Raw genomic sequence first — 17,310 nt, 5'->3', positions numbered from 1 at the left:
AATTAGTAGAGGTGAATTTTTTCGCAATATTGCAATTAATTTGTTTATAATGAAGGATTGTTAATTATTTTTTGAATATCGTTTTCTCTCATTTTCATCAAGTATGATTTTTCTCATACGAATTGCTTTAGGAGTTACTTCTAGGTATTCATCTTTTTCAATGTATTCCATTGCTTCCTCTAAAGAGAAATTAATTTTTGGTGTAATTCTAACATTGTCATCACTACCTGATGCACGCATATTTGTTAATTGTTTTGCACGAGTAACGTTTATTACAAGATCTCCCGGACGAATACTCTCCCCTATCACCTGACCTGCATAAACCTCTTCAGCAGGATCAATAAAAAATCTGCCACGATCCTGAAGTTTGTCAATTGAGTAGGCAGTTGTCTTGCCTTTGTCCATAGATAAAAGCACACCATTGATGCGACCCGGAAGGTCACCTTTCCATGGCTCGTATGCTTTGAATCGATGGGCAATAATTGCCTCACCTTGGGTAGCTGTTAACATATTATTCCGGAGTCCGATCACCCCTCGGGCAGGAATACTGAATTCTAAATGCAGTACATCACCTTTTGGTTCCATGATCAAAAGTTCACCTTTGCGTTGTGTTACCAGGTCAATTACAGAACCTGAAAATTCTTCAGGAACATTGACAGTAAGCATTTCAATCGGTTCACATTTTACTCCATCGATCTCTTTTACGATAACTTGCGGTTGTCCAACTTGCAGTTCATACCCTTCACGACGCATTGTTTCAATAAGGATCGATAAGTGAAGTACACCACGACCATAAACATTGTACGCATCCGGAGAAGATGTTTCTTCAACACGTAAAGCAAGATTTTTTTCGATCTCTTTATAAAGACGATCACGTAAGTGACGTGAAGTGACAAACTTTCCTTCTTTACCAAAGAACGGTGAATTGTTGATGGTAAAAAACATACTCATTGTCGGCTCATCGACATCAATTGTAGGAAGTGCTTCCGGAGATTCGAAATCAGCAATTGTGTCACCGATATCAAAACTTTCCAGTCCAACGATTGCACAAATATCACCTGCCTCAACAAATGTTTGTTTGCTACGACCTAATCCTTCGAAGCTGTGAATTTCTTTTACACGCGACTTAAGAATAGTACCATCACGTTTCATCAATGAAACCGGCATACTCTCACGCATTGTTCCACGGAAAACACGACCGATAGCAATACGACCAACGAAACTTGAATAGTCAAGAGAAGTGATCAGCATCTGAGGTGTACCCTGACGAACATTTGCAGGAGGACAATAATCTATAATTGTATCAAGTAAATCAGTGATATCTTCTTTCGGAGTTTTCCAGTCTGTGCTCATCCAGCCTTGCTTCGATGAACCATAAAGAGTCGGGAAACCTAGTTGTTCTTCTGTTGCTCCTAGGTTATAGAACAAGTCAAATACCTGCTCATGCACTTCGTCGGGGCGACAGTTTTCTTTGTCGACTTTATTGATCACGACAATTGGTTTTAATCCAAGAGCAAGTGCTTTTTGAGTAACAAAACGCGTTTGCGGCATTGCACCTTCAAAAGCATCGACTAAAAGCAATACACTATCAGCCATTGTCAGTACACGCTCCACTTCACCACCGAAATCGGCGTGACCAGGTGTATCTATGATGTTGATTTTTACGTCTTTGTATCTGATTGAAACGTTTTTGGCAACGATAGTGATACCACGTTCACGTTCTAGGTCATTATTATCAAGAATAAGATCATCAGTCGCCTGATTATCACGAAAAAGTTTGGCTTGATGCAGCATTTTGTCAACCAAGGTCGTTTTACCGTGATCAACGTGGGCAATAATGGCTATATTTCTGATTTGCATGTAGTTATGACGCTTTCTAAGTTAAGCGGGCCGCGAAGGTAGTAATTTTCGCTCGAAATGCGAACGATTTTGGATTTCGGATTCCGGATTTAGGATTTAGGGTTTTCGAAATATTTGTAAACCGCTTACTTTCATAACACTACAACAATTTGGAATTGGAAATGAAGTATAGAATTGGCTCATTCCGGAATTCGAAATCCGAAATCCGAAATTTTAATATCGTTTGGAAATATTGAGTATTAATCTACCTTTGCAGCCCTTCAAAAATAGCATTTTATGGAAAATTTCGTGTTCTTGATACCAATTCTCGGTATCGTCGGATTAATAGTCATGTTCATCAAGGCAGCCTGGGTCAATAAACAGGATGCCGGTGATGCTAAGATGCAAGAGTTAGCAGGATATATCGCTGACGGAGCAATGGCATTTCTAAAAGCAGAATGGAAAGTACTAGGTATTTTCGTAACGTTCGCTGCAGTATTACTAGCTTATTCAGGAACCATTCATGAAGTGAATGGTAAAGAAATACATTCAAGTTGGATCATTTCAATAGCTTTTATTATCGGGGCTGTGTTTTCAGCTACTGCCGGATATATAGGAATGAAGGTTGCCACAAAAGCAAACGTCCGTACAACACAAGCTGCACGTACTAGTTTAAAACAAGCGTTGAAAGTTTCTTTCACAGGTGGAACGGTAATGGGACTTGGTGTTGCTGGTCTTGCGATCTTAGGATTAGGCGGATTGTTCATTGCCTTCCTGAATATTTTTGCAGGCTTAGGTGAAGACACAGTTAGAACAGCAATTGAAGTATTAACTGGATTTTCATTAGGAGCTGAATCGATCGCATTGTTTGCACGTGTTGGTGGTGGTATCTATACTAAAGCTGCTGACGTTGGTGCTGACTTAGTTGGAAAAGTGGAAGCAGGAATTCCTGAAGATGATGTTCGTAATCCTGCCACGATTGCAGATAACGTTGGTGACAACGTTGGTGACGTAGCAGGAATGGGTGCCGATCTTTTCGGATCATATGTTGCAACCATTTTAGCAACTATGGTTTTAGGTCAGGAAGTAATTGTTACTGATAATTTCGGAGGAATGTCGCCGATCTTATTACCAATGGTGATTTGTGGTCTGGGAATTCTTTTCTCAATCGTAGGAACATGGTTCGTTACAATTAAAGATGAAAAATCAAGTGTTCAGAATGCATTGAACCTGGGTAACTGGGCATCGATGATCCTTACAGTCATCGCTTCTTATTTTGTTGTGAACTGGATGTTACCTGATGGTGATATCATTCTTCGTACTGCTACATTCACAAAAACAGGAGTGTTTCTTGCAATCCTGACAGGTACTGCAGTTGGTGCAATTATGAGTATCGTAACTGAATATTATACTGCCATGGGCAAAGGTCCGGTGAACTCAATCATTCAGCAATCTTCTACCGGCCATGCAACCAATATCATCAGTGGATTATCTGTTGGTATGAAATCAACAGTGATCCCGATTCTGACATTAGCAGCAGGTATTATTGTTTCATACAGATGTGCAGGTTTATACGGAGTAGCAATAGCTGCAGCCGGAATGATGGCAACAACAGCAATGCAATTAGCAATTGATGCATTCGGTCCGATCGCAGATAATGCCGGTGGTATTGCAGAGATGAGCCAGTTACCTCCTGAAGTTCGTGAGCGTACAGACAATTTAGATGCAGTAGGAAATACAACAGCAGCAACAGGAAAAGGATTTGCGATCGCTTCAGCAGCATTAACATCGTTAGCATTATTTGCAGCCTTTGTAGGTATAGCAGGAATTTCTGCGATTGATATTTATAAAGCAGATGTACTTGCAGGATTATTTGTAGGTGCAATGATTCCATTTATTTTCTCGGCATTATGTATCCAGGCAGTTGGAAAAGCTGCTATGGATATGGTACACGAAGTCCGCAGACAGTTCCGCGATATTCCGGGCATCATGGAATACAAAGCAAAACCGGAATATGAAAAATGTGTTGCCATTTCAACTAAAGCATCGATCCGTGAAATGATCATGCCGGGTGCAATTGCATTGATCACACCATTGATCGTTGGATTTACATTCGGTCCTGAAGTTCTTGGTGGATTGTTAGCCGGTGTAACAGTAAGCGGTGTGTTAATGGGAATCTTCCAGTCAAATGCAGGTGGTGCATGGGACAATGCAAAAAAATCTTTCGAGAAAGGTGTTATGATCAATGGAGAAATGTTCTACAAAAAATCAGAACCACATAAAGCATCTGTTACAGGTGATACAGTTGGTGATCCGTTCAAAGATACATCAGGTCCTTCAATGAATATCCTTATCAAATTGATGTCTATCGTTTCATTGGTAATTGCTCCTTACATAGCAGTAACAGGTGGCAGCGCAGAAACTATGGACGCTTGTTGTTCTGATAAAGCAGCAATTGAATGTCACATGAGTGGCGGCGAGAAAATGGGAATGGGTTGTGAAATGGATGCTGATGGAAATTGCGTTATGGATTCTGCAGCGTGTGCAGAAATGATGGCCTCAGGAAAATTAGACAGCTCTGCTTGTGTTAAAATGGAAAACGGAAAGTGTTATGTGAAGAAAGATGCATGTGTTCATGCAATGGGCGGAATGAAATCTGAAGGCGGAAGTTGCACAGAAGAATGTATGGCAGCATGCAAAGCAGCGGGGATTGATTGTGCGAAAGATGGATGTCCGAATGAAAGTTGCGGGATGCACAGAAAGTGAAAAACGAAAAATGAAAAATAAAAAATATGGTCCTGCTTCGGCGGGACTTTTTTTTGGGGGAAAGTGGATAGGTTGAATTGAAACTTAAAAATTTCAACACTAAGATCACTAAAATTAGTCACAAGAACACAAGATAAAATAAATCACTTGTGCTCTTGTGCTAAACTTAGTGATCTTAGTGTTAAATTTTAACTTTTATCCGTTGCATTTCAAAAACCGTACAAGCAAACTCATTCTTCTCATCAGCCGGATATTTATCTTCCGCCATGATTTCCCATTCATCCATATTCAATTCAGGAAAAAATACAGTGCCTTCAATTGTTGTATGAATTCTCGTCAGATATATTTTATCGCAATGTGGTAATGCAACTTTAAAAATTTCGCCGCCACCGAAAACAAAAGCTTCGTTATCATTCCAGGAAACTTTTATTGCATCAAAAAAAGTATTTACCACAATACAGCCTTCAGGAGCGTATCGTTTTTGTCGTGTAACGATTACTGTTGTTCTTCCAGGTAAAGGTCTGCCGATGCTCTCATATGTCTTTCTGCCCATGATGAGATGGTGTCCCATCGTCAGCGCTTTAACACGTTTCAGATCGCCGGATAATTTCCACGGCAGATCATTGGCATGACCAATTACATTATTCTCAGAAACGGCTACTACAATTGAAAGCATAATTTATTTTATACGGCTACAGCACCTTTGATGTGCGGATGCGGATCATAATTAACGATGGAAAGATCTTCAAATCTGAAATCGAAAATACTTTTCACTTCCGGATTTAAAATTAGTTGAGGAAGAGGTCTTGGATCTCTTGTGAGTTGCAGATTCACTTGTTCAAAGTGATTGGTATAAATATGAGCATCGCCAAGAGTATGAACAAAGGTTCCGGGCTTTAGTCCTGTTACCTGCGCTACCATCATTGTGAGTGCTGCATATGAAGCAATGTTAAATGGAACACCAAGGAATATATCAGCACTACGCTGATACAACTGACAAGACAATTTTCCATCAGCAACATAAAACTGGAAGAAAGCGTGACAAGGCGGCAATTTCATTTTACTTACTTCCCCAACATTCCATGCACTTACAATTAGCCTTCGCGAATCCGGATTCTTTTTGATCTGATCGATCACCTCAGAAAGCTGATCAATCTTGCGACCATCATCCGTTTTCCATGCGCGCCATTGTGAACCGTATACCGGACCGAGGTCACCATTCTCATCAGCCCAATCGTCCCAGATGGAGACGCCATTATCCTTGAGGTACTTTATATTCGTATCCCCTTTGATGAACCACAACAGTTCATGAAAGATTGATTTAGTATGCAACTTTTTTGTTGTCAGTAATGGAAATCCTTCAGCCAGGTCAAACCGCATCTGGTATCCAAACACACTCCGTGTGCCGGTACCGGTGCGATCGCTTTTGTCGCTACCTTTTTGCATTACATGATTGAGAAGATCTTGGTATTGTTTCATAAAATATAATATCTAACGGTTGCAAAGTTAACGAAAATCTCACCTAAACAGACCGAAAAGATATCACCAAAAAATGAGACCTTTCAACCTTTGCAGGGCAATTAGGCGTCGTACATTAATTTGTCTAAATTTACAATAGCAGCCCGAATACTCGGGCTGCTATTAATATTATGAGAACACTATTAATTCTCCTTTTACTTTGTCTTTCATTTTGTGGTTATTCGCAATTTCAAAGCGCAAACTACTTAGTAGGATATACCACAGGTTTGGATTCTTTTACAACTACCATGAGAGCACGGATCAATTTTGATTCCGGATTTCAAGGAATTCCCGAAGCAAGACCCATGAAATTTGTTGGTGCACAAGCTAATATTTCGGACAGTATGGGAAATATTGTTATTGCCACAAATGGAGTTTATGTTGCGGATGCAACCGGAAACATTATGGATAATGGAGATGATTTAAATCCGGGACAATATACATCTGATTTTAGCGATGGACTTCCTTTTGCTTCTGCAAATATAATTGTCCCTTTTCGGGTCAGCAAAATCAATTTGTACTTTTTCATATGACGGGAAATTACGATGCGAATTTAGCAGCTACAGAAATTTACTATTCTGTTATTGACCTTAATCTGAATGGCGGCCTAGGCAGGGTTATTTCAAAAAACCTAATTGCTGTTCAGGATACTTTTAGTTACGGAATTGCCGCATGCAAGCATGCAAATGGAAGAGACTGGTGGATCGTTGCTATTAAAGACAGCTCTGATCTTGCTTACAAAATTTTATTAACACCTGATGGGGTTTCACAAATTTCTACTCAAAATCTAAATGTTCCTCCTGCATACTTGAATGCTACTCAACCGCTTTTCAGTCCGGATGGTAGTAAATTCGCCTACTCATTATCAAATGCATTTAATGGTCCTTGGGTCTTCTATGTATACTTGTTTAATTTTGATAGATGTTCAGGAATGTTTTCAAACGCTAAAATAATAGATTGCACTGACACACATCCAGGTTCTGCATTAGCATTTTCAAGAAGCTCCCAATTTTTATATGCCGCTTCAACTTATCATATTTTTCAAATGAGGACAGATTCATTAGCTCAGCCATCACTTGACTCAGTTGCTAGCAATGATGGATACTACTCACCTTATCCTCCGTTACTAGACAATTTCTGGTATATGTACCTTGCAAATGATGATAAGATTTACATAACAGCTGGAAATAGTGTTGTTGATCTTCATTACATAAATTATCCGGATAGCAGCGGTGTGAGTTGTGACGTTAGACAACATGCTATCCGTCTTCCTTGCTACAATTTTAGGACAGTTCCTAATCATCCAAACTATGGACTTGGGGCTTTTCAGAGTAGTGTCTGCGACACTATTACTGCGATCAGAGAACTTCCTCAAAATTCGGTTCCGAAACTAAGCGTTTATTATAATTCAAATTTGCAAAATGCTTTTTTACAAGCATATGATCTCAAAGGAAATCATTTAAAAATTATACTCACAGATATTTCCGGTAGAATTCTTTTTGTTGACGATGTAATAGCTGATGCCGGAAATTTCTCGAAAAATATTCCGATGGATAATCTTGCAGCAGGAATTTACTTGGTGACCATTGTTACGGAGAAAGAAAATGTTTCAGAAAAGTTTGTGAAAAACTAAATAATTCATGTTTCTTCTTGATATCGTCTCGAACTATAACGCTTTTCAACAACGGCGCTCTTTTCAAATAACTTTCTGCATACTTAAGTAAACAGAGAGCATATAAAAATAGCGCAAATCCGTTCAGAATATCTGCATATTCAGTCGTATTGCCACGGAAAATAAAATATCGAAGTTTTTACGAGTATTTAAGATTTAAACTATCTTTCGAAACTAAACGCAAAAAATATGGGCATTAAATTTCGTCTGACTGTAGTGAGTTTTTTTCAATTCTTTGTCTGGGGTGCATGGCTGATCACAATCGGTACTTATTGTTTCAATGCCAAAGGCTGGACAGGTGCACAGTTTGGTGCTATCTTTTCTACGCTTGCATTGTCATCACTCTTTATGCCGACGATCGCAGGGATCATTGCAGATAAGTGGATGAATGCAGAAAGACTGTATGGAATTCTACATATACTTTATGGTTTGATCTTATTTTATGTGCCCAGTGTAAATGATCCGGACACGCTTTACTATGTGATCTTTGGTGCGATGATCTGTTACATGCCTACAATTTCACTTTCGAATTCAATCGCCTATACAATTCTCAAAGACAATAAATTCGATGTCATAAAAGTCTTCCCTCCTATTCGTGTGTGGGGAACAATTGGTTTTATCGTTGCCATGTGGATCACCAATCTGACAGGAAGTAAAGCCAATGCGAATCAGTTTATCATAGGCGGAATTGCAGCGATCGTACTGGGAATTTACGCCTTCACACTTCCAAAATGTCCGCCGCAGAAAAGCATTTCAAAAGATTCTTCATTGCTTGAACAATTAGGATTAAGTGCTTTTAAATTGTTTGGCAATTATAAAATGTCATTGTTCTTTATCTTCTCTATGTTTCTGGGTGGTGCATTGCAATTGACAAATATGTATGGTGATTCATTCCTCGATGACTTCAAAAGATTTCCTGAATACGCAGATTCTTTGGTAGTGAAATATTCTACGATCATCATGTCAATTTCCCAGATCTCTGAAACCGTTTTCATCCTTACAATTCCATTTTTCCTTAAAAGATTTGGCATTAAAAAAGTAATGCTTTTCTCAATGCTTGCCTGGGTTTTAAGGTTTGCATTATTCGGCTATGGAGATCCGGCTGGTGGATTATGGATGATCATACTTTCATGTATCGTATATGGAATGGCATTCGATTTTTTCAACATCTCCGGTTCACTCTTCATAGAAACAAATACAGATTCTTCAATCCGTTCGAGTGCACAAGGATTATTTATGATGATGACTAATGGGGTTGGTGCTTATCTGGGAAGCGTGGTAAGCGGATATGCAATTGATAAATATTTCACAAGTGCTACCGGTGAAAAAGACTGGCAACACATCTGGCTTTCTTTTGCTGCCTACGCAATGATCGTTGCAATTCTATTTGCAATTTTCTTCAAACATAAACACGATCCGAAAGAAATTCAGGCTGTTTCACATTAACACTGATTAATTATTTACCATCCTGATAAATTTAATATTATGGAAAAATGTATATTCCTGATTACGTTTATTTGGTTATCGTTTACTATAAATGGCAATGCATCAACAATAAAAATTCAGCAATCCGGAAACACAAAAATTCTATATTTTGCTAAAGACAGCCTTGTCGTTTCAAACGGCACTGTAGAATTTTCTCCTGATTCGTTAAGTTGTATAGTATTGTTTTATGATTCATTGATTTTTAAAGCTTATGATTTCAACAAAAAAGAATTATATGACTTTCCTTATAATTACGAGTCTGCAAAAATGGCCGTAATTGTTAATGATTATAGATTTGCAACTGTTGGATTCAGGCCCACCGAAAATTTATCGACCATTGTACAAATAAGTTTTTATTCTAATGAAGGAAAAAAAGTCAGAGATTCTCTTTATTCAACTCCTTCTGTATATAATGTGAATATGAAATTCATTAATAATAATGAATTAGCAATTTTACAGGAAGTATCAGTGATATTTACTTTAAAAAGATTACTCATTTTTGATGAAAACTATGTTCGCAAACTTGTAACTGAAATTGAATATCCCTCAAACGAATTCACCCATCCGTATTATAACTCGAAACGAAAATTCTATCTGGTAAAATACTATGACAGCTCGATTAAAAAAATTCAATCAATAAAAATAAAATCACCTTAAAAATTATTTTATGCAAAATTTAAGGGGTTTAAAGTGTGAAAGGTGTAACACCTTAAACCCTTTAAACCCCTTGAACTTTTTATCAGAAATCGTCAGGCTTTCATAAGCCCCCGTTATTTGTTATTCGTTAAAATCAATTGCTCTTTCTCTTATTGAGTTCATCCCGAATGCGACTCGCTCTTTCATAAGCTTCATCGTCTATTGCTTTCTTCAGCATTTCTTTCAGATCGTCTGTACTTGCAACGCTGAGTTCGTTTTCGGAAAGTTTGCTTGTAGAACCTGCAGGACGTTCGACTTGTTCTTCGATACTTTCAAGAGGAGTATTTTCATCTGTTGCAATTCCTGCAGTAGATAAAATGAATTCGTATGTATAGATCGGACAACCAAAGCGAACGGCGATTGCAATTGCATCACTGGTACTTGCATCGATCTCTAATTTCTTTTCGCCGTTGTTGCAAATAAGTTTTGCATAAAAAACTCCTTCGAGTAAATTGAAGATAATTACTTCTTCAACTTCAATCTTGAAAGAGTGAGCAAGACTTTTGAAAAGATCATGAGTCAGCGGACGCGTTGGCGTCATGTTCTCAAGTTCGATAGCAATAGCCTGAGCTTCGAAAGCTCCGATGATAATTGGTAAGCGTCTTTTGCCTTTGTCTTCACCGAGTACTAAAGCATATGCACCGGATTGAGTTTGGCTGTACGACAGGCCGATTATTTCAAGTTTGATTTTTTTCATTTTTCAATGCCAATCGGCACTAGACTTTATCGAAATTAATAAAAATTTGTTTCGCCTCCGCAATGTTAATTCTGGCTTGCTTTGAAGGCTTTAGCTGCTTCAATAAGCTTTGGAACCACCTCAAAAGCATCGCCTACAATACCATAGTCGGCAGCTTTGAAGAAGGGTGCTTCGGGGTCCTTATTTACCACTACGATGACCTTAGAAGAACTCACTCCGGCAAGATGCTGGATGGCTCCGCTTATTCCTACAGCAATATATAAATTCGGACTGATTGCAATACCTGTCTGGCCAACGTGTTCTGAATGTGGTCTCCAGCCTGCATCGGAAACCGGCTTACTGCAAGCAGTAGCAGCTCCAAGTACTTTGGCTAGTTCTTCGATCATTCCCCAGTTCTCAGGACCTTTCATTCCTCGTCCCGCAGAAACTACCAGTTCAGCTTCAGGTAGTGAAATTGTATTTCCTGCTTTCACTCTTTCCTTCACTGTTGCCGTGAAATCTTTTGCATCAGGAATAAAATCAAAAGCGGTTACTTGTGCTGATTGTGCACTAGGAACAACCTTATAAGAGTTCGGCATCATACTGATAACCTTTACACCGGCAAGCATTTCAATGATTGAATATGCTTTTCCTGAGAAGGATCCTTTTTTAACAGTGAAAGCTCCATCCATTACAGGAAGACTCACCACATTTTCTGCAAGTCCAGCATCAAGTTTTATTGATACTCGCGGAGCAATTGTTTTTCCTGCAAATGATGCAGAGAGAACGATCACTTCAGCATTTTCAGCTTTTGCAGCAGCAGCGATTACGCTTGAGTAAGCCTGAGTGTTTGGTGTATTTAACTTATCACCGGAAGCATTTAACACTTTTGTTGCTCCATACTGTCCTGCTTTTGCAAGTTCGTCGTTGCTGACATTTCCAATTGAAAGTGCAACCAATTGCTTACCAAGTTTTGCTGCAATTGCAGATGCATAACTGATCGCTTCAAAAGCTGATTTACGAAATGTTCCTTCTGCGTTTTCTATATATACGAGTACTGACATAGTTTTTTCTTTTGTAATGGATCAGATAATTTTTTTCTCTTCGCGGATGATGTCAAATAATTTCGATGCATCATCAACAGCGATCATTTTCACTGCACTTCTTAAAATCGGTTTGTCATAAGAAACCAGTTTTACTTTCTGTGCAACTTCAATCGGCTCAACAACAGTAAGTGGTTTTGTACGTGCCGACATGATACCACGCATGTTTGGAATTTTCCATTCTGCCATTCCTTCAGATGCACCGGCAACGAAAGGCATTGAAGTAGTGATCACTTCTTTTCCGCCTTCGATCTCTGAATCAAGAGTTGCAGTTGTACCATCTATCGTCAGACTTTTTGCAAAAAGGATACAAGGGATTTCTAAAAGTTCAGCGATCATTACCGGAACGCTTGAACCATTGTGATCACTGCTTTCACGACCACAAAGGATCATATCGAAAGAATTCTTTTTTGCATAATCTGCAATTTGTTTGGCAACAAAGAAAGAATCTCTTGGAATTGCATTTATACGAACTGCATCTGTTGCTCCAATAGCAAGTGCTTTACGAATGACAGCATCAGTAGAAGGATCACCAACATTGATGACTGTTACTGTTCCATTATTTGTTGTAGCAAGATCAACAGCCTTTGAAAGTGCGATCTCATCGTAAGGATTAAGGATGAATGTTACTCCGGCTGAAACGAATTCTTTATTGTCGGGAGTAAAATTTATTTTTGCCGTAGTATCCGGCACACTGGAAATACAAACTAATATTTTCATGTTGGTTTTGTTACTTTCAAATGATTAAGACCGATAAACTTCCGTGATTGGACTTTTCCAAGTCTTTTTTCCCGAAATTGTTTATCTTTCCTGAATAGTGGCGCGAAGATAAATAAATAAATTACCCGAAATTCATTAAAAACCATACATGTCTGTCAGATTAAATTTATTAGAAGCTTATTTAAAAGAAGACCACTTTGATGAGTTCCTCAAATATGCTTTAGCGTTGGAATACAAAAGCTTAGGTCGAACAGATGAAGCTTATTCACAATTGAAATCCTTGATCGAAGTCAGTCCGGAATACCTGGCCAGCTACTACATGGCCGGAAAATTTGCGGAAGAACTTCAATATCAGGCTGAAGCGTTAAATTTTTACGAAACAGGCATTCGGAAAGCACTTGAGCAAAAGAATGATCACACGTTAACAGAGCTTCGGACAGCCTTGAATCTGTTGAACGATGAAATGAGTGAGGATTAACAGGAATTTTTACATTTGCAGTCCCAAATAAAGAATACAAAATTTATTATGAGAGAAATCCAATTCCGCGAAGCACTACGTGAAGCAATGAATGAAGAGATGCGCAGAGATCCGCGTGTTTTTTTAATGGGTGAAGAAGTTGCCCAGTACAATGGTGCTTACAAAGTAAGTCAGGGAATGCTTGATGAATTTGGCGAAAAAAGAATCATCGATACGCCCATTGCCGAACTTGGTTTTGCAGGAATTGGTGTTGGTGCTGCAATGAATGGTTTACGTCCTATCATTGAATTCATGACATTCAATTTCTCTCTTGTTGCAATCGATCAGGTGATCAACTCTGCTGCAAAAATGATGAGTATGAGCGGCGGACAGTTTACTGTTCCCATTGTATTCCGTGGTCCTACCGGTTCTGCAGGTATGTTGAGTTCACAGCATTCGCAAGCTTTTGAAAGTTGGTATGCAAACTGTCCGGGACTAAAGGTTGTTGTTCCAAGCAATCCTGCTGATGCAAAAGGATTATTGAAGTCTGCTATCCGTGATAACGATCCTGTGATTTTCATGGAAAGCGAACAGATGTATGGTGACAAAGGAGAAGTGCCTGATGGAGAATATCTGATTCCGATCGGAGTAGCTAAAGTTGTGAAAGCCGGAACAGATGTAACTATTGTTTCATTCGGCAAGATGATGAAGATCGCATTGAAAGCTGCAGAAGATCTTGCAGCAGAAAACATCAATGCCGAAGTGATCGACTTACGTTCCGTTCGTCCGATCGATTATGCAACGGTGATCAACTCCGTAAAGAAAACGAATCGTTTAGTTATCGTTGAAGAATCATGGCCACTTGCTGCTATTGCAACAGAGGTAGCTTTCAAAGTTCAGAAAGATGCTTTTGATTATTTAGATGCGCCTATTTTGAGGGTGATGGGGATGGATGTTCCGCTCCCTTATGCACCGACATTTATTGAAGCTTATTTGCCGAATCCGGCTCGAGTTGTGAAGGCAGTTAAAGAGGTAATGTATTTGGTTAAATAGGCAATAATATTTTTAAGTTTTAACAGATAAAAGGCTCCCAGAACACACAAGAAGGATACACAACATAAAAATTTACAACAAAAAGAGTACCTTTGCGGCTTAATATTCAAAAAATGCTTTCTTTCTCAGAATTAGGAGTTGGCGAGAATGTTTTGAAAGCCATCCAAGAGTTAGGATTCATTGAACCTACTCCAATTCAGCAACAGGCCATACCAGTATTATTGGCCGATGAGACAGATTTTATCGGACTTGCACAGACAGGTACCGGAAAAACAGCTGCGTTTGGCCTTCCCATTCTTGAACTCACCGACCTGCGTATTCCAACCACGCAGGCTCTTATCTTAGCACCGACACGGGAACTGTGTGTGCAGATAGCAAACGATTTAGCTAAATACGGTAAGTTTCACCGTGCAGCCAACATCACCGCAGTTTATGGTGGTGCAAACATTGTTCAACAGATCCGCCAGATCAAAAAAGGCTCACAGATCGTTGTTGCCACACCTGGTCGTTTACTCGACTTGATCAACCGTGGTGCAATAGACATGGGCGAGATCCGCTATGTGATCCTTGATGAAGCAGATGAAATGCTGAACATGGGTTTCAAGGAAGATATCGACGAGATTCTTTCTCATCTTCCTGAACAACGTCGTGTATGGTTATTCTCTGCAACAATGCCGCAGGAAGTCCGCACGATTGCAAGCCGTTACATGAAAAATCCGTTTGAACTTACTATCGGTCGCAAAAACGATGGTGCTTCAAACATTGAACATCATTACTATGCTGTTCACGAACGTGATCGTTACAATGCATTAAAAAGAATTTTAGATTCTGTTCCGGAGATCTTCGGAATTATTTTCTGCAGAACAAAAATTGATACACAAAGAATTGCTGAATCTCTTGCAAAAGACGGATACAATTCAGATGCACTACACGGCGACTTAACACAAGCGCAACGTGATAAAGTAATGGCGCGTTACAGAACTAAAAATCTGGATGTGTTAGTTGCAACTGATGTTGCAGCACGTGGAATTGATGTTAATGATATTACTCACGTAATTCATTATAATTTACCTGACGAAGTTGAAAGCTACACTCATAGAAGTGGTCGTACAGCACGTGCAGGTAAATCAGGTATTTCAATTGCATTGGTGAATGTCCGTGAAATGGACAAGATCCGTACGATTGAAAAGAAGATCGGAACGAAATTCCATTTAGGTAAAATTCCTGATGCCGTAGAAATCTGCGAGCAACAGTTGATGAACCTGATAAAGAAAATTCATACAGTAAAAGTGAATGAAGCGGGGATTGCAAAATTCCTGGCTCCGGCTTTCGAAGAATTGAAAGAGCTTTCAAAAGATGAATTACTAAAAAGAATTGTAAGTATTGAATTCAATCGCTTCCTGGATTCTTACCGTAATGCACCGGATCTGAATGTAGATCTTGCGCATCAGGGAAAAAGTTCAGGCGGATATCGTTCAGCTGGTCCAAGGTTATTTATCAACCTGGGTTCAATGGATGGATTGAGCGAAAATTCAATGAAGAAATATGTAAGTGAGATCCTTAAAATCAGCGATACTTTAATCGGTAGAATTGACGTAAAAGGTGTTTACTCATTTATCGATCTTCCTGAAAAAGAATTGAGCCATGCAATGGAAACATTCCCGGGCGAGATCTATCAGGGAAGAAAAGTAAGAATAGAAGTTTCTTCAAACGAAACGCGTAAACCGAGCAGTGGCGGAAGAAGCTATGGCGGCGGTGGTAGAAGCAGCGGTGGTAGTGGTCGTCCAAGTTACAAAGACAGAAAACCTTCAGGTGGTGGTTACGGCGGAGATCGCGGTGGCAGCAGCGAAGGCGGCGGTTACAAAGGCAATCGTGATTCATCTTCAGGTGGCGGATACAAAGGCAGAAGCAGCAGCACAGGTACAGCAGGTGAGAAATCATCGCGTGGCTGGGGTGAAGGCCGTCCGGCTTCGGGTGGACGTTCATCAGGCGGTTCTGACAGAGAAAAACGTCCTGACACCGGAAAAAAGAAGAAGTGGTAATCAAAGTTTTAACTTAACGGTGTTCAAATTATATCCAGATTGACTCGTTAAATTAAGATATAATGGTGACCTTTACCAAACGAAAAAATCCCTCTAATCAATGGCAAGTATAAAATTCAACGGAAATGCATCAGAATTCTACACCGATCTTCGGAGCAGAGTAGATGCATATTTTGCAGAAAAGAAAATTGATCCGACAGGAAACGGTAAACTTTACTTCAAGACAGCTTTCTACATGTTGTCATTCCTGGCAGTATATATCACTTTAGTATTCCTCACTCCTTCAAACTGGGTTGCAATTTTATTGTGTGTATTGTTTGGATTGCTGACAGCAGGAATTGGTTTCAATGTAATGCATGATGGTGGTCATGGAAGTTATTCTCCGAATAAGACAGTAAATAAACTTGCTGCTTTAACTTTGAATATGCTTGGTGGTTCATCATATCTGTGGAACATTAAACACAATATGATCCATCATACCTTCACGAACATCGACGGACATGATGATGATATTGCTACTGAACCTTTGTTGCGTTTATGTGAATCACACAAGAAATATTTCTTTCACAGATTTCAATTCTTGTATTGGTTCATAGTTTACGGTTTGACTTACTTCCTATGGATCTTCATTCTTGATCTGGTAAAATATTTCAGAAAGACGGTTTCATCAAAAACAGGAATTAAGTTTGACTTCAAAACGCATCTTGGTTTCTGGTTGACGAAAATAATTTACGCAGGATTTTTTGTTGTACTTCCTATTGAAATGGTAGGCTTTACTCATTTCATTATTGGTTATAGTGTATTCTTATTTACAACAGGATTATACATCAGTACAGTATTCCAGTTAGCTCACGCTGTGGAAGACACACATTTTGTAGATCCGACAAACATGCCGGTTTTAGAAAATGACTGGGCAGTACATCAGGTAAGAACTACTTCCAACTTTGGATCACGCAGTAAATTACTTTCATTCTTGACCGGCGGATTGAATCAGCAGGTAGAACATCACTTGTTCCCGAAGATCTCTCATATTCATTATCCGAATCTGAGTTTGATCGTAAAAGATACATGTACTCGTCACGGCTTAGTTTATCTGGAGCATCCGACATTCTTTCATGCAGTAGCATCGCATGTGCGGTTGTTGTATAATCTGGGACGGAATAAATAATTTTGGTTTTAATACCAATAGGAGATCTCCAATAACAGAAATGTTGTTGGAGATTTTTTTTATAGGTGAGGGATTATTTCCCGCAGATCAACGCAGAAAAGGCGCAGATGAAATC

14 protein-coding genes and 1 pseudogene are annotated in these 17,310 nt (G+C 39.2%); 9 read left to right on the top strand and 6 right to left on the bottom strand.

Features of this window, described 5'->3' with window-relative positions:
• Positions 1 to 60 precede the first annotated feature (60 nt).
• Positions 61 to 1,860, bottom strand: coding sequence for a translational GTPase TypA (gene typA, locus IPL24_07095; protein ID MBK8363450.1), 1,800 nt, complete (start codon positions 1,858 to 1,860; stop codon positions 61 to 63).
• A 276-nt stretch (positions 1,861 to 2,136) separates the two neighbouring features.
• Here typA and IPL24_07090 point away from each other — a divergent pair.
• Positions 2,137 to 4,359: pseudogene (locus tag IPL24_07090) on the top strand (sodium-translocating pyrophosphatase).
• Positions 4,360 to 4,786: 427 nt separating this feature from the next.
• Here the strand turns inward: IPL24_07090 and IPL24_07085 are convergent.
• Both IPL24_07085 and IPL24_07080 read right to left on the bottom strand, forming a co-directional pair.
• Complete coding sequence (locus tag IPL24_07085) at positions 4,787 to 5,281, bottom strand: dihydrofolate reductase (GenBank protein MBK8363449.1); 495 nt, start codon at positions 5,279 to 5,281, stop codon at positions 4,787 to 4,789.
• Positions 5,282 to 5,289: 8 nt separating this feature from the next.
• Positions 5,290 to 6,084, bottom strand: coding sequence for a thymidylate synthase (locus IPL24_07080; GenBank protein MBK8363448.1), 795 nt, complete (start codon positions 6,082 to 6,084; stop codon positions 5,290 to 5,292).
• A 170-nt stretch (positions 6,085 to 6,254) separates the two neighbouring features.
• On the opposite strand from IPL24_07080, the gene IPL24_07075 reads away from it, so the two are divergent.
• From IPL24_07075 to IPL24_07060, 4 genes are all read left to right on the top strand, one after another.
• Entirely contained in the window at positions 6,255 to 6,656 is a 402-nt protein-coding gene (locus IPL24_07075; GenBank protein MBK8363447.1) for a hypothetical protein, read from the top strand.
• Positions 6,653 to 7,756, top strand: a complete 1,104-nt coding sequence (locus tag IPL24_07070) for a T9SS type A sorting domain-containing protein (protein ID MBK8363446.1) — start codon at positions 6,653 to 6,655, stop codon at positions 7,754 to 7,756. The genes IPL24_07075 and IPL24_07070 overlap by 4 nt, the downstream gene beginning before the upstream one ends.
• A 228-nt stretch (positions 7,757 to 7,984) precedes the next feature.
• Positions 7,985 to 9,241 (top strand): nucleoside permease, encoded by a 1,257-nt coding sequence (locus IPL24_07065; GenBank protein MBK8363445.1) that lies wholly within the window; start codon positions 7,985 to 7,987, stop codon positions 9,239 to 9,241.
• A gap of 39 nt (positions 9,242 to 9,280) precedes the next feature.
• Positions 9,281 to 9,937 carry a hypothetical protein gene (locus IPL24_07060; protein ID MBK8363444.1) on the top strand — a complete coding sequence of 219 codons (657 nt, stop codon included), beginning with the start codon at positions 9,281 to 9,283 and terminating at the stop codon, positions 9,935 to 9,937.
• A gap of 133 nt (positions 9,938 to 10,070) precedes the next feature.
• Here the strand turns inward: IPL24_07060 and IPL24_07055 are convergent, their stop codons facing one another.
• The 3 genes from IPL24_07055 to IPL24_07045 all read right to left on the bottom strand — a co-directional run bounded on the left by IPL24_07055 (position 10,071) and on the right by IPL24_07045 (position 12,475).
• On the bottom strand, positions 10,071 to 10,673 hold the full coding sequence (locus IPL24_07055; GenBank protein MBK8363443.1) for a bifunctional nuclease family protein: 603 nt from the start codon (positions 10,671 to 10,673) through the stop codon (positions 10,071 to 10,073).
• Positions 10,674 to 10,738: 65 nt separating this feature from the next.
• The gene (locus IPL24_07050) at positions 10,739 to 11,716 is read right to left on the bottom strand and encodes an electron transfer flavoprotein subunit alpha/FixB family protein (protein MBK8363442.1); all 978 of its coding nucleotides are present in this window, start codon (positions 11,714 to 11,716) and stop codon (positions 10,739 to 10,741) included.
• Positions 11,717 to 11,737: 21 nt separating this feature from the next.
• Positions 11,738 to 12,475: an electron transfer flavoprotein subunit beta/FixA family protein gene (locus IPL24_07045; protein MBK8363441.1), complete on the bottom strand. Its 738-nt coding sequence runs from the start codon at positions 12,473 to 12,475 to the stop codon at positions 11,738 to 11,740.
• A 148-nt stretch (positions 12,476 to 12,623) separates the two neighbouring features.
• Between IPL24_07045 and IPL24_07040 the strand changes: the two genes are divergently transcribed.
• The 4 genes from IPL24_07040 (at position 12,624) to IPL24_07025 (ending at position 17,195) form a co-directional block, all read left to right on the top strand.
• Positions 12,624 to 12,953: a tetratricopeptide repeat protein gene (locus tag IPL24_07040; GenBank protein ID MBK8363440.1), complete on the top strand. Its 330-nt coding sequence runs from the start codon at positions 12,624 to 12,626 to the stop codon at positions 12,951 to 12,953.
• Positions 12,954 to 13,001: 48 nt separating this feature from the next.
• Positions 13,002 to 13,985: a pyruvate dehydrogenase complex E1 component subunit beta gene (locus IPL24_07035; protein MBK8363439.1), complete on the top strand. Its 984-nt coding sequence runs from the start codon at positions 13,002 to 13,004 to the stop codon at positions 13,983 to 13,985.
• 113 nt (positions 13,986 to 14,098) lie between these two features.
• The gene (locus IPL24_07030) at positions 14,099 to 16,027 is read left to right on the top strand and encodes a DEAD/DEAH box helicase (protein MBK8363438.1); all 1,929 of its coding nucleotides are present in this window, start codon (positions 14,099 to 14,101) and stop codon (positions 16,025 to 16,027) included.
• A gap of 100 nt (positions 16,028 to 16,127) precedes the next feature.
• Entirely contained in the window at positions 16,128 to 17,195 is a 1,068-nt protein-coding gene (locus IPL24_07025; GenBank protein ID MBK8363437.1) for an acyl-CoA desaturase, read from the top strand.
• The last annotated feature ends 115 nt before the right edge of the window (positions 17,196 to 17,310 follow it).

This window comes from Bacteroidota bacterium, from assembly GCA_016711505.1.
GTDB lineage: Bacteria > Bacteroidota > Bacteroidia > AKYH767-A > 2013-40CM-41-45 > JADKIH01.
This window is presented reverse-complemented; position numbering and strand designations above follow the sequence as displayed.